The organism is Streptomyces sp. HB132, from assembly GCF_016909575.1.
In the GTDB taxonomy this organism is placed as follows: Bacteria; Actinomycetota; Actinomycetes; order Streptomycetales; family Streptomycetaceae; genus Streptomyces.
This window is the reverse complement of record NZ_JAFBGA010000001.1, coordinates 422,975-440,608: the sequence shown is the minus strand read 5'-3', so window position 1 is coordinate 440,608 and position 17,634 is coordinate 422,975. Positions and strand designations below refer to the sequence as shown.

The window sequence follows — 17,634 nt, the reverse complement described above, 5'->3', positions numbered from 1 at the left end:
GTGGGCACCCACTATTTGATGCCCGACAGATAAAACAAGGATACGGGCGGTACGCCCCGATAAGGACGTACCGCCCGGATCAAACGCTACTGACGCACGGCCGTCACCGGCCGTAGCGGATCAGACGCGGCGACGCTTCGGCGGACGGCAGCCGTTGTGCGGCGTCGGGGTGACGTCCTGGATCGAACCGACCTCGAGGCCCGTGGCCTGGAGGGAACGGATCGCGGTCTCACGGCCGGAGCCGGGACCCTTGACGAAGACGTCGACCTTGCGCATGCCGTGCTCCTGCGCGCGGCGGGCGGCCGACTCGGCGGCCATCTGCGCGGCGAAGGGGGTGGACTTGCGCGAGCCCTTGAAGCCGACGTGACCGGCGGAGGCCCAGGAGATCACGTTGCCCGAGGGGTCCGTGATCGAGACGATGGTGTTGTTGAACGTGCTCTTGATGTGGGCGTGCCCGTGAGCGACGTTCTTCTTTTCCTTGCGACGCACCTTCTTGGCTGCGCCCTGACGACCCTTGGGGGGCATGTCTTGACTCCAGATGGAGAGGGGAGGTGATCGGTCCTACAGCGAAGACCGCTGGTTTCCACGGGCGTCCGGTGACCCGGCACCCGTAGTACGTCCGCTGAGGACTACTTCTTGCCCGGCTTCTTCTTACCGGCGATGGCGCGACGCGGGCCCTTGCGGGTACGCGCGTTCGTGCTGGTGCGCTGACCGTGGACCGGCAGACCGCGACGGTGCCGGATGCCCTGGTAGCAGCCGATCTCGATCTTGCGGCGGATGTCGCCCTGGATCTCGCGGCGAAGGTCACCCTCGGTGCGGAGGTTGGCGTCCACGTACTCGCGGATCTTGACCAGGTCCTCTTCGGCCAGTTCGCGAACGCGCGTATTGGGGTTCACGCCGGCGGCGGCGAGGATCTCCTTGGACCGGGTGCGCCCGATACCGAAGACGTAGGTGAGGGCAACCTCCACGCGCTTTTCGCGCGGGATGTCAACACCTGAAACGCGTGCCATTCAATGGCTCCAGTTGTTATTTCGGGGGTCTTCCACAGCACCTCTCCCGAACGCCGACCCGACCCCTGAGGGTGAGTGGTACGCCCGGGTCCCCGGCCCCCGCCGGAGGTGTCGTCAGCCGAAGCTTGGACGGGCACTGCGTATGTACGTTTACGTGCGTCGCGCGAAGAACTGCGAGATGCAGGCGGTCGTGCGTCAGCCCTGGCGCTGCTTGTGGCGCAGGTTGTCGCAGATGACCATGACCCGGCCGTGACGGCGGATCACCTTGCACTTGTCGCAGATCTTCTTGACGCTCGGCTTGACCTTCATGGGATGTCAGGTTCTCCGGGTCAGTGCCCTCACCACGCCGAAGCGGGATGGCGGCAAGATCTACTTGTAGCGGTAGACGATCCGGCCACGCGTCAGGTCGTACGGAGAAAGCTCCACGACGACCCGGTCATCCGGGAGGATACGGATGTAGTGCATCCGCATCTTGCCGCTGATGTGCGCGAGGACCTTGTGACCGTTCTGGAGTTCCACCTTGAACATGGCGTTCGGGAGGGACTCGATCACGGTGCCCTCAATTTCGATGGCACCTTGCTTCTTGGCCACGCTTCGCCCTTCGAATCGGCTACCTTGATCGACTCTCACTCATCCGTGTACAGACATACGGGCACACTGATGCACGAGAGCCGACGAGTCAGTCTACGTCAGCGGACTCCAAAAGACGAATCCGTCAAGTTTGCCCACTAACCCTGATCCTTAGACACGGATCAGCCGGACAGTCCTGCCGACGGCCCGGGCGACCGCCGGGGCCGTGCGTCACGCGAGCGGGTCCGGCGCGGCCTCCACCCCGTACTGGGCGAGCCTCGCGCGGCCGCAGTCCGGAGAGGTGAGGACGAGCGGGCCCTGCTCCGTGAGGGCGATCGAGTGCTCCCAGTGCGAGGACCAGGTGCCGTCGGTCGTCAGGACGGTCCACTCGTCGGCCAGGACCTTCGTCTGCGCGGTGCCCAGCGAGACCATCGGCTCGATGGCCAGGCAGACGCCCGGGACGAGCTTGATGCCCTTGCCGCGCTTGCGCGAGACGTAGTTCAGCAGGTGCGGGTCCATGTGCATCTCGGTGCCGATGCCGTGGCCGCCGTAGTCCTCGATGATCCCGTACTTGCCGGTCGCCGGGCGGGGCTGGCGGCGGATGTAGGACTCGATGGCCTTCGAGATGTCGACGAGGCGGTTGTTCAGCTTCATCGCGGCGATCCCGGCCCACATGGACTCCTCCGTCACCCGGGAGAGCTCGACGAGCTCCGGAGCGTGACCGGTGCCCACGAAGGCCGTGTACGCCGCGTCGCCGTGCCAGCCCTCGATGATCGCGCCGGCGTCGATCGAGATGATGTCGCCGTCCTTGAGGACGGTCTTCTCGTCCGGGATGCCGTGCACCACGACCTCGTTGACCGAGGTGCAGATGGTCGCGGGGAATCCGCCGTAGCCCAGGAAGTTCGACTTCGCGCCGTGGTCGGCGATCACCTTGCGCGCGACCTCGTCGAGGTCCTTCGTGGTGGCGCCGGGGACGGCCGCCTCTCGCGTGGCGGCGTGAATGGCAGCGACCACGAGGCCCGCCTCGCGCATCTTCGCGATCTGCTCGGGGGTCTTGATCTGCACCATCGCTGGGCGCCTCTCTGCGTACGAAGGGGAACGGTTGGAGCCGTACTCAACGATACGGCGCAAACAGTCGGCCGCGGCGCCCGAGGGCGCCGCGGCCGGCTGCAGTGGTGGAGCGGAGGGTTCAGCCCTCGTCGGACTTCTTGAGGGCCTCCATGGCCCGCTCGGTCACCTCGGTGACCTTGCCGAGCGCGGAGATCGTCACGACCAGGCCCTGGGCCCGGTAGAAGTCGATGATCGGCTCGGTCTGCGTGTGGTAGACCTCGAGACGGGTACGGACCGTCTCCTCGGTGTCGTCGTCCCGCTGGTACAGCTCGCCGCCACAGGCGTCGCAAACGCCCTCGCTCTTCGGCGGGTTGTACGTCACGTGGAAGACGTGCGCGCTGTCGTTACGGCAGATACGGCGGCCGGCGATGCGCTTGACCACCTCGTCCTCGGGGACCTCGAGGTCGAGGACCGCGTCCAGCTTGACGCCCTCGCTGAGGAGCATCGTGTCGAGCGCCGCGGCCTGCCCCACATTGCGGGGGAAGCCGTCCAGCAGAAAGCCGTTCACGGCGTCCTGCTGGGACATGCGGTCCTTGGCCATCGCGATGGTGACTTCGTCCGGCACCAGCTGTCCCGCGTCCATGTAAGCGCGGGCCTGCTTGCCAAGGTCGGTGCCCTGGCTGATGTTGGCGCGGAAGAGGTCGCCCGTGGAGATGTGCGGAATCGAAAGATTCTTGGCAAGGAACGCGGCCTGCGTTCCCTTGCCGGCACCGGGCGGCCCGACGAGGACGATTCGCATCAGCGGAGGAACCCTTCGTAATTGCGCTGCTGGAGCTGACTCTCGATCTGCTTCACGGTCTCCAGACCCACACCCACGATGATCAGGATGCTCGTCCCGCCGAACGGGAAGTTCTGGTTCGCACCGCCGAAGCCGGCCAACGCCATCGTCGGCACGAGAGCGATCAACCCCAGGTACAGCGATCCCGGCCAAGTGATCCTGTTGAGCACGTAGCTCAGATACTCGGCAGTAGGTCGACCTGCCCGGATACCCGGGATGAAGCCACCATACTTCTTCATGTTGTCGGCGACTTCCTCGGGGTTGAACGAGATCGCCACATAGAAGAATGCGAAGAACACGATCAACAGGAAGTACGTCGCGATGTAGTACGGGTGGTCGCCCTTGACGAAGTGATCCTGAATCCAGGTCGCCCAGCCCGAGGTGGAGTTGGAGAACTGAACGATTAGAGCAGGAATGTAGAGCAGCGAAGAAGCGAAGATGACGGGAATCACACCCGCCTGGTTCACCTTCAGCGGGATGTAAGTGGACGTACCACCGTACGACCGGCGCCCGATCATCCGCTTCGCGTACTGCACCGGAACGCGGCGCTGGGCCTGCTCGACGAAGACGACGAGGCCCACCATCACGAAGCCGATGAGGATGACCGTGATGAACTCGATCCAGCCGTCGGCCAGCTTGCCGCTCTCCTTGATGGCCCAGAGGGCACCGGGGAAGCTGGCGGCGATCGAGATGAACATCAGGATCGACATGCCGTTGCCGATACCGCGGTCGGTGATGAGCTCACCGAGCCACATGACGGCGGCGGTACCGGCGGTCATGGTGATCACCATGACGATCGTCGTGAAGATCGACTGGTTCGGGACGATCTGGTCGGCGACGGGGCAACCGCTGAACAGCGCGCCGCTGCGGGCGGTCGCCACCAGGCCGGTGCCCTGGAGGATGGCCAGCGCCACGGTCAGATAACGCGTGTACTGCGTGATCTTGGCCGTGCCCGACTGCCCCTCCTTCTTGAGGGCTTCGAGCCGGGGGATGACGACGGTCAGCAGCTGAAGAATGATGCTGGCCGTGATGTACGGCATGATGCCGAGCGCGAAGATCGTGATCTGCAGCAGTGCACCACCGCTGAACATGTTGACCAGACCGAAGAGGCTGTTGTTGCCCTTGCTGGCCTGGTCAACACAGGTCTGGACGTTCTCGTAGCTCACCCCCGGTACGGGAATGTGCGCTCCGAGACGATAGAGCACGATGATGCCGAGCGTGAAGAGCAGCTTCTTGCGCAGGTCGGGCGTCTTGAACGCCCGGGCGAACGCGGTGAGCACGGTGCCTCCTGCGACCCCCGCGCAAAAGCGTGAGGTGACGGTCTTGAGGATCGACGGTTACGTAACAGTCAAAGGAACCCGGGCTCTTGCCCAGGGCTTACCACATCAACAACGCACGCCACCTTACCGGCGGACATGCCCCCCTAGGAACGACCAACCGGGGATGCCCCAAATGAGAGGCATCCCCGGTCGGGTGTTCAGGCCACTGTCCTGTCCGAGTTGTCTCAGACGAGTTCGGTGACGGTGCCGCCCGCGGCGGCGATCTTCTCCTTGGCGGAGCCGGAGACGGCGTCAACCGAAACCTGCAGCGCCACGGAGATCTCGCCCTGTCCGAGGACCTTGACGAGGTGGTTGTTACGCACGGCGCCCTTGGCGACCAGGTCGGCCACCGTGACCTCTCCACCCTCGGGGTAGAGCGTCGCGAGCTTGTCCAGGTTCACGACCTGGTACTCCGTGCGGAACGGGTTCTTGAAGCCCTTGAGCTTCGGGAGACGCATGTGGAGGGGCATCTGGCCACCCTCGAAGCGCTCCGGAACCTGGTAACGAGCCTTCGTACCCTTGGTACCACGGCCTGCGGTCTTACCCTTGGACGCCTCACCACGACCCACACGGGTCTTGGCGGTCTTGGCGCCCGGGGCAGGCCGGAGGTTGTGGGCCTTCAGCGGGCTGTTCTCCGCCATGTCAGTCAACCTCCTCAACCGTCACGAGGTGGCGGACGGTCTGCACCATTCCGCGGAACTCGGGGCGGTCCTCCTTGACAACCGAGTCGTTCAGGCGCTTGAGCCCGAGCGAACGCAGGGTGTCGCGGTGGTTCTGCTTGCTGCCGATGTACGACTTCGTCTGCGTGATCTTGAGGCGAGCCATTACGCACCCGCTCCCGCACGTGCACGAAGCAGAGCCGCGGGGGCGACGTCCTCGAGGGGCAGACCGCGGCGGGCCGCGATCTCCTCGGGACGCTGCAGGCCCTGGAGGGCCGCCACGGTCGCATGCACGATGTTGATCGGGTTCGAAGAACCGAGCGACTTCGACAGGATGTCGTGAACGCCGGCGCACTCCAGAACGGCGCGCACCGGGCCACCCGCGATCACACCGGTACCGGGGGAAGCAGGCTTGAGCAGGACGACGCCCGCAGCCTTCTCGCCCTGGATCGGGTGAGGGATGGTGCCCTGGATACGCGGGACCTTGAAGAAGCTCTTCTTGGCCTCTTCGACGCCCTTGGCGATGGCCGCGGGAACTTCCTTGGCCTTGCCGTATCCGACACCGACGCTGCCGTCACCATCGCCCACCACGACGAGCGCGGTGAAGCTGAAGCGACGACCACCCTTGACAACCTTGGCGACGCGGTTGATCGCGACGACACGCTCGACGTACGCGGTCTTCTCGGCTGCGCCGCCGTCACGGCCCTTCCGGTCCCGCCGCTCGCCGCCACCGGCACCGCTTCCGCGGCGCTGGGGTCCAGCCATTGGATTTACCTCTCTCTGTTACGTCCGCTGTGCGTAGGAACCGGAACTTAGAACTTCAGTCCGGCTTCACGGGCGGCGTCAGCCAGAGCGGCAATCCGCCCGGCGTACTGGTTACCACCGCGGTCAAACACGACGGCCTCGACGCCTGCGGCCTTGGCGCGCTCGGCGACCAGGGCCCCGACCTGCTTGGCCAGGGCGCTCTTGTCACCGTCCGCGCTGCGGATGGACGCGTCCAGGGTCGACGCCGACGCGAGCGTGTGGCCCGCGATGTCGTCGATGACCTGAGCGACCATGTGACGGTTGGAACGCGTCACAACCAAGCGCGGACGCTCGGGCGAACCGGAGATGTGCTTCCGGACGCGGATGTGACGGCGCTTGAGGGCGGCACGCTTGTAGGCGTCGCCCTTGGCAATCTTTACACCGTATGCCATGGCTTACTTACCCGCCTTTCCGACCTTGCGGCGGATAACCTCGCCGGCGTACTTGACGCCCTTGGCCTTGTACGGGTCGGGCTTCCGCAGCTTGCGGATCTTCGCCGAAACCTCGCCGACCTTCTGCTTGTCGATGCCCTCGACGCTGAACTTCGTGGGCGACTCGACCTTGAAGGTGATGCCTTCGGGGGCCTCGATGAGGATCGGGTGGCTGTAGCCCAGGGCGAACTCCAGGTTGGAGCCCTTCGCCTGGACGCGGTAACCGACACCGCTGATCTCGAGCGCCTTGGTGTATCCCTGGGTCACGCCGGTGATCATGTTCGCCACCAGCGTGCGGGACAGGCCGTGAAGGGCCTTGTTCTGACGCTCGTCGTTAGGACGGACGACGCTGAGCACGCCGTCCTCGCCCTTGGTGACCTCGATCGGCGCTGCGACGGTGTGCGAGAGGGAACCCTTGGGGCCCTTCACCGCGACCGTGCGGCCATCGATGGTGACGTCCACACCGGCGGGAACCTGGATGGGGAGCTTGCCGATTCGCGACATGAGCTGTTCCTCCGTTCCCGACTACCAGACGTAGGCGAGGACTTCCCCACCTACGCCCTTCTTGCTGGCCTGCTGGCCGGTCAGGAGACCGTGGGACGTGGAGATGATCGCCACGCCCAGGCCGCCGAGAACCTTCGGCAGATTGGTGGACTTTGCGTATACACGCAGACCCGGCTTCGAGATTCGCTTGATGCCGGCGATCGAACGCTCGCGGTTCGGACCGAACTTCAGGTCGAGAACGAGGCTCTTGCCGACCTCGGCGTCCTCGACCTTCCAGCCGGTGATGAAGCCCTCCTGCTGGAGGATCTCCGCGATGTGCGACTTGATCTTGCTGTGCGGCATGGCGACTTCGTCGTGATACGCCGAGTTCGCGTTACGCAGACGCGTGAGCATGTCTGCGATGGGGTCAGTCATGGTCATGAGTTGGCCTTCGGCCTCTCTCGCCGGGGTTTCCTGTATGCGCCATCCCTCTCCCCACTCAGTGGCGGGACGGGTGCGGTGCGGGGACCTACGGCGTAGTAAGTCGGTCAGGGCGGCAGGCGCCCAACCCTTCTAGCCTACGGCATGAAGAGCGGGGCTCCTGCCGACCGGATACTTACCGAGAGCTTCTGGATTCCCTACGCCCGGAGGCGGAGGAGAACTACCAGGAGCTCTTGGTCACGCCCGGCAGCTCGCCACGGTGAGCCATCTCACGAAGGCACACGCGGCACAGGCCGAACTTGCGGTAGACGGAGTGGGGCCGGCCGCAGCGCTGGCAGCGGGTGTACCCGCGCACGCCGAACTTCGGCTTACGGGCGGCCTTAGCGATCAGAGCCTTCTTCGCCACGGTCAGTTCTCCTTGAACGGGAAGCCGAGGTGACGAAGCAGGGCACGACCCTCGTCGTCGTTGGTCGCCGTGGTGACCACGGTGATGTCCATGCCCCGGACCCGGTCGATCTTGTCCTGGTCGATCTCGTGGAACATGACCTGCTCCGTGAGACCGAAGGTGTAGTTGCCACGGCCGTCGAACTGCTTCGGCGACAGGCCACGGAAGTCACGGATACGCGGAAGCGCGAGCGACAGCGTACGGTCCAGGAACTCCCACATGCGGTCACCACGGAGGGTGACGTGGCAGCCGATCGGCTGCCCCTCGCGCAGCTTGAACTGCGCGATCGACTTGCGGGCCTTCGTGACGGCCGGCTTCTGGCCCGTGATCGTGGTGAGGTCCCTGACGGCACCGTCGATCAGCTTGGAGTCGCGGGCGGCGTCGCCCACACCCATGTTGACCACGATCTTGACCAGACCGGGGACCTGCATGACGTTCTCGTACGAGAACTCCTCACGCAGCTTGCCGGCGATTTCCTCGCGGTAGCGCGTCTTGAGACGCGGCGCAGTGGTGGTCGTCATCAGATGTCCTCACCGGTCCGCTTGGCAACGCGGATCTTCTTGCCCTCGTCGTCAAAGCGGTAGCCGACGCGGGTGACGACCTTGTTGCCGTCCTTCTCCACGACCAGCTGCACGTTGCTGACGTGGATCGGGGCCTCGGTGGTGACAATGCCACCCGTCTGCGAACCGCGAGCCGTCTGACCGGCCTTGGTGTGCTTCTTGACCCGGTTGACACCCTCGACGAGGACGCGGTCCTGAGCGGGGAAGGCAACGATGACCTTGCCCTGCTTGCCCTTGTCCTTACCGGTGATGACCTGAACCAGGTCGCCCTTCTTGATCTTCATGCTTACAGCACCTCCGGCGCGAGCGAGATGATCTTCATGAACTTCTTCTCGCGCAGCTCTCGGCCCACCGGGCCGAAGATGCGGGTGCCGCGGGGGTCGCCGTCGTTCTTGAGAATGACAGCGGCGTTCTCGTCGAAGCGGATGTACGAGCCATCCTGACGACGACGCTCCTTGACGGTGCGAACGATGACGGCCTTGACGACGTCACCCTTCTTCACGTTGCCACCGGGGATCGCGTCCTTGACGGTGGCGACGATGACGTCACCGATACCCGCGTAGCGGCGACCCGAGCCACCGAGAACACGGATGGTGAGAATTTCCTTCGCACCCGTGTTGTCGGCGACGCGCAGTCGCGACTCCTGCTGGATCACGTCTATCTCCTGATCGTCTGCCGGTTCCCGGCGGGGGCTCCGGTGAAGGAGCCCCCGCCGAGCCTGGCGGAACTGTCCTGAAGGGAGATTCCCTCAGGGATTACTTGGCCTTCTCGAGGATCTCGACGATGCGCCAGCGCTTCGTGGCGGACAGCGGACGCGTCTCCATGATGACAACGCGGTCGCCGACGCCTGCAGCGTTCTGCTCGTCGTGGGCCTTGAGCTTGTTCGTACGGCGGATGACCTTGCCGTACAGCGCGTGCTTGACGCGGTCCTCGACAGCGACGACGACGGTCTTGTCCATCTTGTCGCTGACGACGAGACCCTCACGGGTCTTGCGGAAACCGCGGTCAGTCTTGGTCTCAGTCACAGTCTTCTCGCTCATCAGACGCTCTCCACCGTCTCGATGCCCAGCTCGCGCTCGCGCATCAGGGTGTAGACCCGGGCGATGTCCTTACGGACGGACTTGAGCCGACCGTGGTTCTCGAGCTGTCCGGTCGCCGCCTGGAAGCGGAGGTTGAACAGCTCTTCCTTGGCCTCGCGGAGCTTGTTGAGGAGCTCCTCGTTGCCCAGCTCGCGCAGCTCGGACGCCTTGGTACCGGCCGACATCACGACTCACCTGCCTCGCGCCGAACGATCCGGCACTTCATCGGAAGCTTGTGAGCAGCGCGGGTGAGCGCCTCACGAGCAATCTTCTCGTTCGGGTAGGACAGCTCGAACATCACCCGACCGGGCTTGACGTTCGCGATCCACCACTCGGGAGAACCCTTACCGGAACCCATGCGGGTCTCGGCAGGCTTCTTCGTCAGGGGGCGGTCCGGGTAGATGTTGATCCAGACCTTGCCGCCACGCTTGATGTGGCGGGTCATCGCGATACGAGCTGCCTCGATCTGGCGGTTCGTCACGTACGCCGGGGACAGCGCCTGGATGCCGTACTCGCCGAACGCAACCTGCGTGCCACCCTTGGACATACCGCTGCGCTTCGGGTGGTGCTGCTTGCGGTGCTTGACCCTACGGGGGATCAGCATTTCGGTCAGGCCTCCGTTCCGGTGCTCTCAGCCGGAGCAGCGGCGGCGGGAGCGTCGGCCTTGGGGGCCTCCGCTGCCGGCGCGGACTGCTGCGGCTTGCGGCCGCGACCGCCACGCTCGCCACCACGGCCACCACGGCCGGCCGGGCGGTCAGCGCCGCCACGAGCCGGACGGTTGCCGGCGCGAGCCGCTGCGTTCTCGGCGCGGACCTCGGCGATGTTCTTGACGTCGCCCTTGTAGATCCAGACCTTCACGCCGATGCGGCCGAAGGTCGTCTTGGCCTCGAAGAAGCCGTAGTCGACGTTCGCACGGAGCGTGTGCAGGGGCACGCGGCCCTCGCGGTAGAACTCCGAGCGGGACATCTCGGCGCCGCCGAGGCGGCCACCGCACTGGATCTTGATGCCCTTGGCGCCGGCCTTCATCGTGCTCTGCATGCTCTTACGCATGGCACGACGGAAGGAGACGCGGGAGGAGAGCTGCTCGGCGACGGCCTGGGCCACCAGCTGAGCGTCGACCTCGGGGTTCTTGACCTCGAGGATGTTCAGCTGGACCTGCTTGCCGGTCAGCTTCTCCAGCTCGCCACGGATGCGGTCGGCCTCGGCGCCACGGCGACCGATGACGATGCCCGGGCGGGCGGTGTGGATGTCAACGCGGACGCGGTCGCGGGTGCGCTCGATCTCGACCTTCGAGATGCCGGCCCGCTCCATGCCCTTCGTCATCATGCGACGAATGGCGACGTCTTCCTTGACGTAGTCCTTGTACAGCTTGTCGGCGTACCAACGGGACTTGAAGTCCGTGGTAATGCCGAGCCGGAACCCGTGCGGGTTTACCTTCTGGCCCATTACCGGGTTCCTTCCTTGCTGCTGACGACCACGGTGATGTGGCTGGTCCGCTTACGGATCCGGTAGGCACGGCCCTGAGCACGCGGACGGAACCGCTTCAGGGTCGGGCCCTCGTCCACGTACGCCTCGCTGATGACCAGCGAAGAGGCGTCAGGGTGGTCGTAGTTGTGTGCAGCGTTGGCGATGGCGCTGTCAAGCACCTTGCCAACCGGCACGCTCGCGGCCTGCGGGGCGAAACGCAGGACCGCCTGAGCCTCCGTGGCATCCATGCCACGGATGAGGTCCACCACTCGGCGGGCCTTCATGGGCGTGACGCGGATGTACCGCGCCTGGGCCCTGGCTTCCATGGTTGTCCCTTCGGTGTAAGTCATAGTCGTTTCCACCCCGCGGTTAGCGGCGCTTCGACTTCCGGTCGTCCTTGACGTGGCCGCGGAAGGTGCGAGTCGGCGAGAACTCGCCGAGCTTGTGGCCGACCATCGACTCGGTGACGAACACCGGGACGTGGATCTTGCCGTTGTGCACCGCGATGGTGTGACCCAGCATGGCCGGGACGATCATCGAGCGACGGGACCAGGTCTTGATGACGTTCTTGGTGCCTGCCTCGTTCTGTACGTCCACCTTCTTGATGAGGTGGCCGTCGACGAAGGGCCCCTTCTTGAGACTGCGCGGCATCTAAACCCGCTCCTAGCGCTTCTTGTTCGTCTTGCGGCGGCGGACGATGTACTTGCTCGATGCCTTCTTCGGCGAGCGAGTACGACCCTCCTTCTGACCCCACGGCGAGACCGGGTGACGTCCACCGGAGGTCTTGCCTTCACCACCACCGTGCGGGTGGTCAACCGGGTTCATCGCGACACCGCGGACGGTCGGGCGAACGCCCTTCCAGCGCATGCGGCCGGCCTTGCCCCAGTTGATGTTCGACTGCTCGGCGTTGCCGACCTCGCCGATGGTGGCGCGGCAGCGGGCGTCGACCAGCCGGATCTCTCCGGACGGCATACGAAGGTGGGCCATCGTGCCCTCCTTCGCCAGCAGCTGCACGGAGGCACCCGCGGAACGGGCGAACTTCGCGCCGCCGCCGGGCCGCAGCTCGATGGCGTGGATGGTCGTACCGACCGGGATGTTGCGCAGCGCCAGGTTGTTGCCCGGCTTGATGTCTGCGGTCGGACCGTTCTCGACGCGGTCACCCTGCGACAGACCACGGGGGGCGACGATGTAACGCTTCTCGCCGTCCGCGTAGTGCAGCAGCGCGATGCGCGCGGTGCGGTTCGGGTCGTACTCGATGTGCGCGACCTTGGCCGGCACGCCGTCCTTGTCGTGACGACGGAAGTCGATCACTCGGTAGGCGCGCTTGTGGCCACCGCCCTGGTGGCGAACGGTCACACGACCGGCGTTGTTACGGCCGCCCTTGCTGTGCAGGGGGCGGACCAGCGACTTCTCCGGCGTGGACCGCGTGATCTCGACAAAGTCGGCGACGCTGGAGCCACGACGGCCCGGGGTCGTCGGCTTGTACTTGCGGATACCCATTGTCTCTCAGTCCTCGGAAGAATTCCGGATCCTGGACGTCTCGACCTCCGTCAGGAGGTCGGGCCGCCGAAGATGTCGATACGGTCGCCCTCGGCGAGGGTCACGATGGCGCGCTTCGTGTCGGCGCGCTTGCCGAAACCGGTCTTGGTGCGCTTGCGCTTACCCTGCCGGTTGATCGTGTTGACCCCGGTGACCTTGACCGAGAAGACCGCTTCCACGGCCTGCTTGATCTGGGTCTTGTTGGAGCCGGGCGCGACGATGAAGGTGTACTTGTTCTCGTCGAGCAGCGCGTAGCTCTTCTCGGACACGACCGGCTTGACGAGAACGTCACGCGGGTCCGAGTAGGTCTTGCTGGTAACGGTCGCCTCACTCATCAGGCGGCGCTCCCTTCGGTCTCAGCGGTCTGGGGGCCAGACACGAAGGACTCGAAAGCGGCCTGGGTGAAGACCACGTCGTCAGAGACGATCACGTCGTACGTGTTCAGCTGGCCCGGCTCCAGGATGTGCACCTGGGGCAGGTTGCGCGCGGACAGCCACGCGGCCTCGTCGGCGCGGTCGACGACCAGGAGCAGGTTGCTGCGCTCCGAGATCTTGCCGAACAGCGTCTTGGCGGCCTTGGTGGAGATCCCACCCTCGACCACGCCGGTGACGACGTGGATGCGGGAGTGACGCGCCCGGTCCGAGAGGGCACCGCGCAGGGCGGCGGCCTTCATCTTCTTCGGGGTGCGCTGCGAGTAGTCACGCGGCTGCGGGCCGTGGACGACGCCACCGCCGACGAACTGCGGTGCGCGGGTCGAACCCTGGCGGGCGCGGCCGGTGCCCTTCTGGCGGTACGGCTTGCGGCCACCACCACGGACTTCGCCACGACGCTTGGTCTTGTGCGTGCCCTGGCGGGCAGCTGCCAGCTGTGCGACAACGACCTGGTGGATCAGCGGAACGCTGGTCTTCGCGTCGAAGATCTCCGCGGGGAGCTCGACGGTACCGGCCTTGTCGCCTGCCGGCGAAAGGATGTCAATGGTGCTCATTACCTCAAGCCCCCTTGGCCGCGGTACGGACCAGGACGAGGCCGCCGTTCGGACCGGGGACCGCGCCCTTGATGAGCAGCAGACCCTTCTCCGCGTCAACCGCGTGGATGGTCAGGTTCTGGGTGGTGACGCGCTCGTTACCCATGCGACCGGCCATGCGCATGCCCTTGAAGACACGCCCAGGGGTGGCGCAGCCACCGATCGAACCGGGGGAACGGTGCTTGCGCTGGACGCCGTGGCCGGCGCCGAGGCCCTTGAAGTTGTGACGCTTCATGACACCGGCGAAGCCCTTGCCCTTGCTCTTGCCCGTGACGTCAACCTTGACGCCGGACTCGAACACCTCGGCAGTGACCTCCTGGCCCAGCGTGTACTCGCTGGCGTCAGGGGTGCGGAGCTCCACCAGGTGGCGGCGCGGGGTCACGTCGGCCTTGGCGAAGTGGCCCTTGAGGGGCTTGTTCACCTTGCGCGGGTCGATCTCGCCGAAGGCGATCTGGACCGACTCGTAGCCGTCGCTGTCGTTCGTACGGACCTGCGTCACGACGCACGGACCGGCCTTGACGACGGTCACCGGGACAACCCGGTTGTTCTCGTCCCAGACCTGGGTCATGCCGAGCTTCTCGCCCAGGACGCCCTTGATGTTCTTGCTCATCTCGGCCCGTCCCTTCAGAGCTTGATCTCGATGTCGACGCCAGCCGGCAGGTCGAGGCGCATCAGCGAGTCAACCGTCTTCGGGGTGGGGTCGAGAATGTCGATGAGGCGCTTGTGCGTGCGCATCTCGAAGTGCTCGCGAGAGTCCTTGTACTTGTGCGGCGACTTGATGACGCAGTACACGTTCTTCTCAGTGGGCAGCGGCACCGGGCCTGCGACCGACGCACCAGTGCGGGTCACCGTCTCGACGATCTTCTTCGCCGAGGAGTCGATGACCTCGTGGTCGTAGGCCTTGAGCCGGATGCGGATCTTCTGTCCCGCCATGGCTACTAGTAGTCCTGTCTCTCATAACGCTCTGGAACCCGGGAGTTCTCGTAACCTCCGCCTCCGACCCACGCGGTCGGGCGTGTCGCATCCCCTCTACGAAGATCTCCCGAAGGATTTCCCAACCAAGGGGGTGCGGGCCGAAACCGCGCTGCCGGGGGCGAAACCCCACCGGGTGCCTGGTCAGCGCCCCACTGACACTTCCCGGAAGATTCCCGTACGTCCGACCCTGGGGGTCGACGAGTACTGTGGGACTCGCTTCCGGTCCTCCCGGCGGGAGGCGCGCAGCATTGACACTCAACCGAGCAACCTGGCCAGTGTGCCATACGGCTCCAGGGCCTGGCCAATCGGGTCGGGGATCTTACCCCCTGCGAGGGACCGGTCAAACGCAGGCGCCCGTGCGGGGGTCCGCGAGGCCCTCCACTCGCGTATCGATCACGCCTTCGAGTCGCCACTGATCAGTGAGGCCGCACCGCTTCCGGACGCCTGAGGAACGTCGCCCGGGCACCGGCCCGCATCGACGCGCGCGGGGACACCGACTCCCGCCCGCCGACCTACCCGGGCAGTCACCGGGAACCGGTTGCCGTTCGCGGACGCCTGACAGAATCCGGCCATGTCTACGAGCACCATCCAGGGCTGGAGCCTGCGGCCGGCCACCTTCGAGGACGTCGAGCCCATAGCCGAGATCCGGGCCAGGGCCATGCGCCCCGACCTGGAACGCCTGGGCCGGTACGACGAGCACCGGGTGCGGCAGCGGCTGCGCGATGCCTACGTTCCCGGGCACACCTCAGTGGTCGAGGCGGACGGAGCCGTCACGGGGTGCGTCGCTCTGCGGCCCTCCGCGGAGGGCTGTTGGCTGGAGCACTTCTACCTCGCTCCGGAAGTCCAGGGCGGGGGCATCGGCACGGCGGTCCTGACCCGCCTCCTCGCCCGCACCGACGCCCAGGGCGTGACGGTCAAGCTGAACGTCCTGCAGGGCAGCGCCGCCCGCAGCCTGTACGAGCGGCACGGCTTCGCCCTGGAGCGGGAGGACCCGGTGGACGTGTACATGGTCCGCCTGCCCGGCGCCTGATCGCGGCCGCCCTCCGGAGGCAGGCGCTCGGCTCCCCACCCTGCGCTCCAGGAAGCGGGTCCGGCCGCGCGCGTCCACGCCGATCCCAGGACGGGAGCCCGCGCTTGGATGATTCCCCGGCTCCGGCGGGAACCGGCCGCCCGCCCCCGGGAGGTCGTCCCGGTGGGCGTCACCTGGCACTCGACATGCCCCAACCGGGCCACCGGCAACAGGAGTTCGAGCGGCCGGCACAGCACGGTCCTGCCGCCGAGCGGCCGTGGCAGGGCGACTTCCCCCTTGGACGAAGGCGGGCGTGGCGAGGGGCGTCCGTCGTCACGGTCCCCCGGTGCCGACGGACGCCGGGCCCCGGATCACCTCACGTGCGGGTGACCGTGCCGCAGGACCCGTCGGGCTGCCACTCCCTGCGGTCGTAGGGGTCCATGTCGGGCCCGGTCCGGCCGGGGTCCGGTGCGTCGCCGGGGAACGACGGGTGCAGGAAACCGTCGTCGCTCTCGCAGGCGCTGTTACCGAAGTTCATACGGGCACCGAGGAGGGAGAGCTTGCCCGGTGTCGCGACGAACCGCTCCGGGTCGTGCAGCGCCGTCGTGAGTTTCCTCCGCACGATGGTGCGCGCCACCTCGTCCCCGCCCGCTCTCACCAGCGGATAGACGAAGGTGTAGTCGGCGTGCACCTCCACGGAGCCCTTGGGGCCGGCCTCGAAGGTCATCCACCCGCGGGTCTTGACGACGTCTCCCACCAGCCGGGTCTCGTCCGGGTCGAACCGGCTGAACAGCATCAACGGGTCCAGTTCCCCGCCGGGCTCCGCGAGTGACTGCTCGAGTCGCTCCCGCTCCCCCTTCTGCAGCGGGTCGAGCAGGTCCAGCGCCTCCCCCGGCCTCTCACCGCGCAGGGTGGCCGGGTCGAGATTGGCGGCGACGAGCAACTGCCGGGTGGCCCGCAGTGCCTGCTCGACCTCGTCCTTGCTCATCCCTCCGACCGCCTCCGCCTCCGGGATCTCGATCCCCACCGCTCCGTCCGCCCAACGGAGCGCGGGCGAGCCCCGGAAGGGCTGCTCCCGCGTCGGCTGCTCCGGGTCCGCCACGTCGGCGGGCGCGGCGGTCGGCGCCGCGGTCTCGGCGGGCAGCGGCGCCGCGTCCACGGAGCCGCTCCCTCCGGAAAGGTGATCGGTCAGCAGACTCGGCCGCATGGTGACCACCAGGATCCCGGCGACCACGACGACCGCGAGAACCCCTGCGAAACGCTTGCGCTTCCGTGCGCGGCCGTTCATCTGCTGCCATGCGGGACCGGTGCGCCATCCGTCCGGCTGCCACGGTTCGGCCGGCTTCCTCTTCCGGCCCAGGCGCCGCCCGCTCGCGGCAGCCGCCTCGTCCAGCGCGCGCAGGCGCGCGGTGACCATCCGGGCTCGGGCCGAGGGCTCCTTCGGTGCGCCGGACCCACCGCTCTCGGCCTGCCGGATGAGTTCCGCCCACTGTTCGTCGGAGACGGAACCCCCCTCGTCCGGGCGCTCGGACGGCTCGCCTTCCGGCGTTCTGGTGCTCACTGTTCTGTTCCACTCCCCCACACAGCCATGACACCCACCAGTTCATGACATCGAGCCGCATTCGGACAAGAGTGCGAAACGAACCGTGATGATCATGTGATGCGCCGGCCCGGACACTCTGCGGCTCGAGCGACCGGAGGGGCGAAGGCAACCGCGCGGAGGTGTCGGCCTCTCGTTCGGGAGTGCGTGGTCGGGCCTGACGTCGGCGCACCGCGGAAGCGGGCGCGCGCACTCGACGCGTGCCGGCCCCAGGTCGAGCGGCCCCGCCGTCCGGGGCCGCAGGCCCGAGCGGGGCCCGCCCACCGGGCAACCCGGCCGCCCGGATCCCCGTCTATCCCCGCGTAGGAACAGGCGCACAGCCCTGACCTGC

30 protein-coding genes are annotated in these 17,634 nt (G+C 66.5%); 1 reads left to right on the top strand and 29 read right to left on the bottom strand.

The window, feature by feature from the left end:
• Window positions 1–120: 120 nt before the first annotated feature.
• The 28 genes from rpsK to rpsJ all read right to left on the bottom strand — a co-directional run bounded on the left by rpsK (window position 121) and on the right by rpsJ (window position 14,652).
• Window positions 121–525, bottom strand: coding sequence for a 30S ribosomal protein S11 (gene rpsK, locus JOC24_RS02230; RefSeq protein ID WP_003956432.1), 405 nt, complete (start codon window positions 523–525; stop codon window positions 121–123).
• A gap of 104 nt (window positions 526–629) precedes the next feature.
• Entirely contained in the window at window positions 630–1,010 is a 381-nt protein-coding gene (gene rpsM, locus JOC24_RS02225) for a 30S ribosomal protein S13 (protein ID WP_205018355.1), read from the bottom strand.
• Between the two features lie 195 nt (window positions 1,011–1,205).
• The gene (gene rpmJ, locus JOC24_RS02220) at window positions 1,206–1,319 is read right to left on the bottom strand and encodes a 50S ribosomal protein L36 (RefSeq protein WP_003956441.1); all 114 of its coding nucleotides are present in this window, start codon (window positions 1,317–1,319) and stop codon (window positions 1,206–1,208) included.
• Window positions 1,320–1,379: 60 nt separating this feature from the next.
• Window positions 1,380–1,601 carry a translation initiation factor IF-1 gene (infA, locus tag JOC24_RS02215; protein ID WP_003956442.1) on the bottom strand — a complete coding sequence of 74 codons (222 nt, stop codon included), beginning with the start codon at window positions 1,599–1,601 and terminating at the stop codon, window positions 1,380–1,382.
• Between the two features lie 210 nt (window positions 1,602–1,811).
• Window positions 1,812–2,648, bottom strand: a complete 837-nt coding sequence (map, locus tag JOC24_RS02210; protein ID WP_205018354.1) for a type I methionyl aminopeptidase — start codon at window positions 2,646–2,648, stop codon at window positions 1,812–1,814.
• Between the two features lie 121 nt (window positions 2,649–2,769).
• On the bottom strand, window positions 2,770–3,429 hold the full coding sequence (locus JOC24_RS02205) for an adenylate kinase (protein WP_205018353.1): 660 nt from the start codon (window positions 3,427–3,429) through the stop codon (window positions 2,770–2,772).
• A complete protein-coding gene (secY, locus tag JOC24_RS02200; protein ID WP_205018352.1) occupies window positions 3,429–4,748 on the bottom strand; it encodes a preprotein translocase subunit SecY in 1,320 nt (439 codons plus the stop codon). Before secY ends, JOC24_RS02205 begins: the two co-directional genes overlap by 1 nt.
• Window positions 4,749–4,972: 224 nt before the next feature.
• Window positions 4,973–5,428 carry a 50S ribosomal protein L15 gene (gene rplO / locus JOC24_RS02195; protein ID WP_014047794.1) on the bottom strand — a complete coding sequence of 152 codons (456 nt, stop codon included), beginning with the start codon at window positions 5,426–5,428 and terminating at the stop codon, window positions 4,973–4,975.
• Between the two features lies 1 nt (window position 5,429).
• Window positions 5,430–5,612 carry a 50S ribosomal protein L30 gene (gene rpmD / locus JOC24_RS02190; RefSeq protein ID WP_006126892.1) on the bottom strand — a complete coding sequence of 61 codons (183 nt, stop codon included), beginning with the start codon at window positions 5,610–5,612 and terminating at the stop codon, window positions 5,430–5,432.
• Window positions 5,612–6,211 (bottom strand): 30S ribosomal protein S5, encoded by a 600-nt coding sequence (gene rpsE / locus JOC24_RS02185; protein ID WP_031096387.1) that lies wholly within the window; start codon window positions 6,209–6,211, stop codon window positions 5,612–5,614. Before rpsE ends, rpmD begins: the two co-directional genes overlap by 1 nt.
• Before the next feature lie 47 nt (window positions 6,212–6,258).
• A complete protein-coding gene (gene rplR / locus JOC24_RS02180; protein ID WP_031096385.1) occupies window positions 6,259–6,642 on the bottom strand; it encodes a 50S ribosomal protein L18 in 384 nt (127 codons plus the stop codon).
• A gap of 3 nt (window positions 6,643–6,645) precedes the next feature.
• The gene (gene rplF / locus JOC24_RS02175; RefSeq protein ID WP_031096383.1) at window positions 6,646–7,185 is read right to left on the bottom strand and encodes a 50S ribosomal protein L6; all 540 of its coding nucleotides are present in this window, start codon (window positions 7,183–7,185) and stop codon (window positions 6,646–6,648) included.
• A gap of 21 nt (window positions 7,186–7,206) precedes the next feature.
• Window positions 7,207–7,605: a 30S ribosomal protein S8 gene (rpsH, locus tag JOC24_RS02170; protein WP_031096381.1), complete on the bottom strand. Its 399-nt coding sequence runs from the start codon at window positions 7,603–7,605 to the stop codon at window positions 7,207–7,209.
• Between the two features lie 220 nt (window positions 7,606–7,825).
• Complete coding sequence (locus JOC24_RS02165) at window positions 7,826–8,011, bottom strand: type Z 30S ribosomal protein S14 (protein ID WP_003948630.1); 186 nt, start codon at window positions 8,009–8,011, stop codon at window positions 7,826–7,828.
• Between the two features lie 2 nt (window positions 8,012–8,013).
• The gene (gene rplE, locus JOC24_RS02160) at window positions 8,014–8,571 is read right to left on the bottom strand and encodes a 50S ribosomal protein L5 (RefSeq protein WP_014047789.1); all 558 of its coding nucleotides are present in this window, start codon (window positions 8,569–8,571) and stop codon (window positions 8,014–8,016) included.
• Window positions 8,571–8,894 carry a 50S ribosomal protein L24 gene (rplX, locus tag JOC24_RS02155; protein WP_014047788.1) on the bottom strand — a complete coding sequence of 108 codons (324 nt, stop codon included), beginning with the start codon at window positions 8,892–8,894 and terminating at the stop codon, window positions 8,571–8,573. Before rplX ends, rplE begins: the two co-directional genes overlap by 1 nt.
• Before the next feature lie 2 nt (window positions 8,895–8,896).
• Window positions 8,897–9,265 (bottom strand): 50S ribosomal protein L14, encoded by a 369-nt coding sequence (gene rplN, locus JOC24_RS02150; RefSeq protein WP_003966950.1) that lies wholly within the window; start codon window positions 9,263–9,265, stop codon window positions 8,897–8,899.
• Between the two features lie 100 nt (window positions 9,266–9,365).
• A complete protein-coding gene (gene rpsQ / locus JOC24_RS02145; RefSeq protein WP_205018351.1) occupies window positions 9,366–9,650 on the bottom strand; it encodes a 30S ribosomal protein S17 in 285 nt (94 codons plus the stop codon).
• Complete coding sequence (rpmC, locus tag JOC24_RS02140) at window positions 9,650–9,874, bottom strand: 50S ribosomal protein L29 (RefSeq protein WP_031096372.1); 225 nt, start codon at window positions 9,872–9,874, stop codon at window positions 9,650–9,652. The genes rpsQ and rpmC overlap by 1 nt, the downstream gene beginning before the upstream one ends.
• On the bottom strand, window positions 9,874–10,293 hold the full coding sequence (rplP, locus tag JOC24_RS02135) for a 50S ribosomal protein L16 (RefSeq protein ID WP_014154587.1): 420 nt from the start codon (window positions 10,291–10,293) through the stop codon (window positions 9,874–9,876). The genes rpmC and rplP overlap by 1 nt, the downstream gene beginning before the upstream one ends.
• Window positions 10,294–10,298: 5 nt before the next feature.
• Window positions 10,299–11,135 carry a 30S ribosomal protein S3 gene (gene rpsC / locus JOC24_RS02130; protein WP_014047784.1) on the bottom strand — a complete coding sequence of 279 codons (837 nt, stop codon included), beginning with the start codon at window positions 11,133–11,135 and terminating at the stop codon, window positions 10,299–10,301.
• The gene (rplV, locus tag JOC24_RS02125) at window positions 11,135–11,482 is read right to left on the bottom strand and encodes a 50S ribosomal protein L22 (RefSeq protein WP_026290933.1); all 348 of its coding nucleotides are present in this window, start codon (window positions 11,480–11,482) and stop codon (window positions 11,135–11,137) included. The genes rpsC and rplV overlap by 1 nt, the downstream gene beginning before the upstream one ends.
• A 43-nt stretch (window positions 11,483–11,525) precedes the next feature.
• Window positions 11,526–11,807, bottom strand: coding sequence for a 30S ribosomal protein S19 (gene rpsS / locus JOC24_RS02120; RefSeq protein ID WP_003966956.1), 282 nt, complete (start codon window positions 11,805–11,807; stop codon window positions 11,526–11,528).
• 12 nt (window positions 11,808–11,819) lie between these two features.
• Complete coding sequence (rplB, locus tag JOC24_RS02115) at window positions 11,820–12,656, bottom strand: 50S ribosomal protein L2 (protein ID WP_056796589.1); 837 nt, start codon at window positions 12,654–12,656, stop codon at window positions 11,820–11,822.
• A 50-nt stretch (window positions 12,657–12,706) separates the two neighbouring features.
• A complete protein-coding gene (gene rplW / locus JOC24_RS02110) occupies window positions 12,707–13,030 on the bottom strand; it encodes a 50S ribosomal protein L23 (RefSeq protein WP_014154589.1) in 324 nt (107 codons plus the stop codon).
• Window positions 13,030–13,680: a 50S ribosomal protein L4 gene (gene rplD / locus JOC24_RS02105; RefSeq protein WP_205018350.1), complete on the bottom strand. Its 651-nt coding sequence runs from the start codon at window positions 13,678–13,680 to the stop codon at window positions 13,030–13,032. The genes rplW and rplD overlap by 1 nt, the downstream gene beginning before the upstream one ends.
• A 4-nt stretch (window positions 13,681–13,684) precedes the next feature.
• Window positions 13,685–14,329 (bottom strand): 50S ribosomal protein L3, encoded by a 645-nt coding sequence (gene rplC, locus JOC24_RS02100; RefSeq protein WP_014154591.1) that lies wholly within the window; start codon window positions 14,327–14,329, stop codon window positions 13,685–13,687.
• 14 nt (window positions 14,330–14,343) lie between these two features.
• Complete coding sequence (gene rpsJ, locus JOC24_RS02095; protein WP_003948644.1) at window positions 14,344–14,652, bottom strand: 30S ribosomal protein S10; 309 nt, start codon at window positions 14,650–14,652, stop codon at window positions 14,344–14,346.
• A 613-nt stretch (window positions 14,653–15,265) separates the two neighbouring features.
• On the opposite strand from rpsJ, the gene JOC24_RS02090 reads away from it, so the two are divergent.
• Window positions 15,266–15,724, top strand: a complete 459-nt coding sequence (locus tag JOC24_RS02090; RefSeq protein ID WP_205018349.1) for a GNAT family N-acetyltransferase — start codon at window positions 15,266–15,268, stop codon at window positions 15,722–15,724.
• 355 nt (window positions 15,725–16,079) lie between these two features.
• On the opposite strand, the gene JOC24_RS02085 is transcribed toward JOC24_RS02090, so the two are convergent.
• Window positions 16,080–17,264, bottom strand: a complete 1,185-nt coding sequence (locus JOC24_RS02085) for a hypothetical protein (protein ID WP_205018348.1) — start codon at window positions 17,262–17,264, stop codon at window positions 16,080–16,082.
• Between the last annotated feature and the right edge of the window lie 370 nt (window positions 17,265–17,634).

Coding starts and splice junctions, on each gene's coding strand:
- rpsK (WP_003956432.1), bottom strand. CDS start 525: ATGCCCCCCAAGGGTCGTCAGGGCGCAGCCAAGAAGGTGCGTCGCAAG.
- rpsM (WP_205018355.1), bottom strand. CDS start 1,010: ATGGCACGCGTTTCAGGTGTTGACATCCCGCGCGAAAAGCGCGTGGAG.
- rpmJ (WP_003956441.1), bottom strand. CDS start 1,319: ATGAAGGTCAAGCCGAGCGTCAAGAAGATCTGCGACAAGTGCAAGGTG.
- map (WP_205018354.1), bottom strand. CDS start 2,648: ATGGTGCAGATCAAGACCCCCGAGCAGATCGCGAAGATGCGCGAGGCG.
- JOC24_RS02205 (WP_205018353.1), bottom strand. CDS start 3,429: ATGCGAATCGTCCTCGTCGGGCCGCCCGGTGCCGGCAAGGGAACGCAG.
- rplO (WP_014047794.1), bottom strand. CDS start 5,428: ATGGCGGAGAACAGCCCGCTGAAGGCCCACAACCTCCGGCCTGCCCCG.
- rpmD (WP_006126892.1), bottom strand. CDS start 5,612: ATGGCTCGCCTCAAGATCACGCAGACGAAGTCGTACATCGGCAGCAAG.
- rpsE (WP_031096387.1), bottom strand. CDS start 6,211: ATGGCTGGACCCCAGCGCCGCGGAAGCGGTGCCGGTGGCGGCGAGCGG.
- rplR (WP_031096385.1), bottom strand. CDS start 6,642: ATGGCATACGGTGTAAAGATTGCCAAGGGCGACGCCTACAAGCGTGCC.
- rplF (WP_031096383.1), bottom strand. CDS start 7,185: ATGTCGCGAATCGGCAAGCTCCCCATCCAGGTTCCCGCCGGTGTGGAC.
- rpsH (WP_031096381.1), bottom strand. CDS start 7,605: ATGACCATGACTGACCCCATCGCAGACATGCTCACGCGTCTGCGTAAC.
- rplE (WP_014047789.1), bottom strand. CDS start 8,571: ATGACGACCACCACTGCGCCGCGTCTCAAGACGCGCTACCGCGAGGAA.
- rplX (WP_014047788.1), bottom strand. CDS start 8,894: ATGAAGATCAAGAAGGGCGACCTGGTTCAGGTCATCACCGGTAAGGAC.
- rpsQ (WP_205018351.1), bottom strand. CDS start 9,650: ATGAGCGAGAAGACTGTGACTGAGACCAAGACTGACCGCGGTTTCCGC.
- rpmC (WP_031096372.1), bottom strand. CDS start 9,874: ATGTCGGCCGGTACCAAGGCGTCCGAGCTGCGCGAGCTGGGCAACGAG.
- rplP (WP_014154587.1), bottom strand. CDS start 10,293: ATGCTGATCCCCCGTAGGGTCAAGCACCGCAAGCAGCACCACCCGAAG.
- rpsC (WP_014047784.1), bottom strand. CDS start 11,135: ATGGGCCAGAAGGTAAACCCGCACGGGTTCCGGCTCGGCATTACCACG.
- rplV (WP_026290933.1), bottom strand. CDS start 11,482: ATGGAAGCCAGGGCCCAGGCGCGGTACATCCGCGTCACGCCCATGAAG.
- rpsS (WP_003966956.1), bottom strand. CDS start 11,807: ATGCCGCGCAGTCTCAAGAAGGGGCCCTTCGTCGACGGCCACCTCATC.
- rplB (WP_056796589.1), bottom strand. CDS start 12,656: ATGGGTATCCGCAAGTACAAGCCGACGACCCCGGGCCGTCGTGGCTCC.
- rplW (WP_014154589.1), bottom strand. CDS start 13,030: ATGAGTGAGGCGACCGTTACCAGCAAGACCTACTCGGACCCGCGTGAC.
- rplD (WP_205018350.1), bottom strand. CDS start 13,680: ATGAGCACCATTGACATCCTTTCGCCGGCAGGCGACAAGGCCGGTACC.
- rplC (WP_014154591.1), bottom strand. CDS start 14,329: ATGAGCAAGAACATCAAGGGCGTCCTGGGCGAGAAGCTCGGCATGACC.
- rpsJ (WP_003948644.1), bottom strand. CDS start 14,652: ATGGCGGGACAGAAGATCCGCATCCGGCTCAAGGCCTACGACCACGAG.
- JOC24_RS02090 (WP_205018349.1), top strand. CDS start 15,266: ATGTCTACGAGCACCATCCAGGGCTGGAGCCTGCGGCCGGCCACCTTC.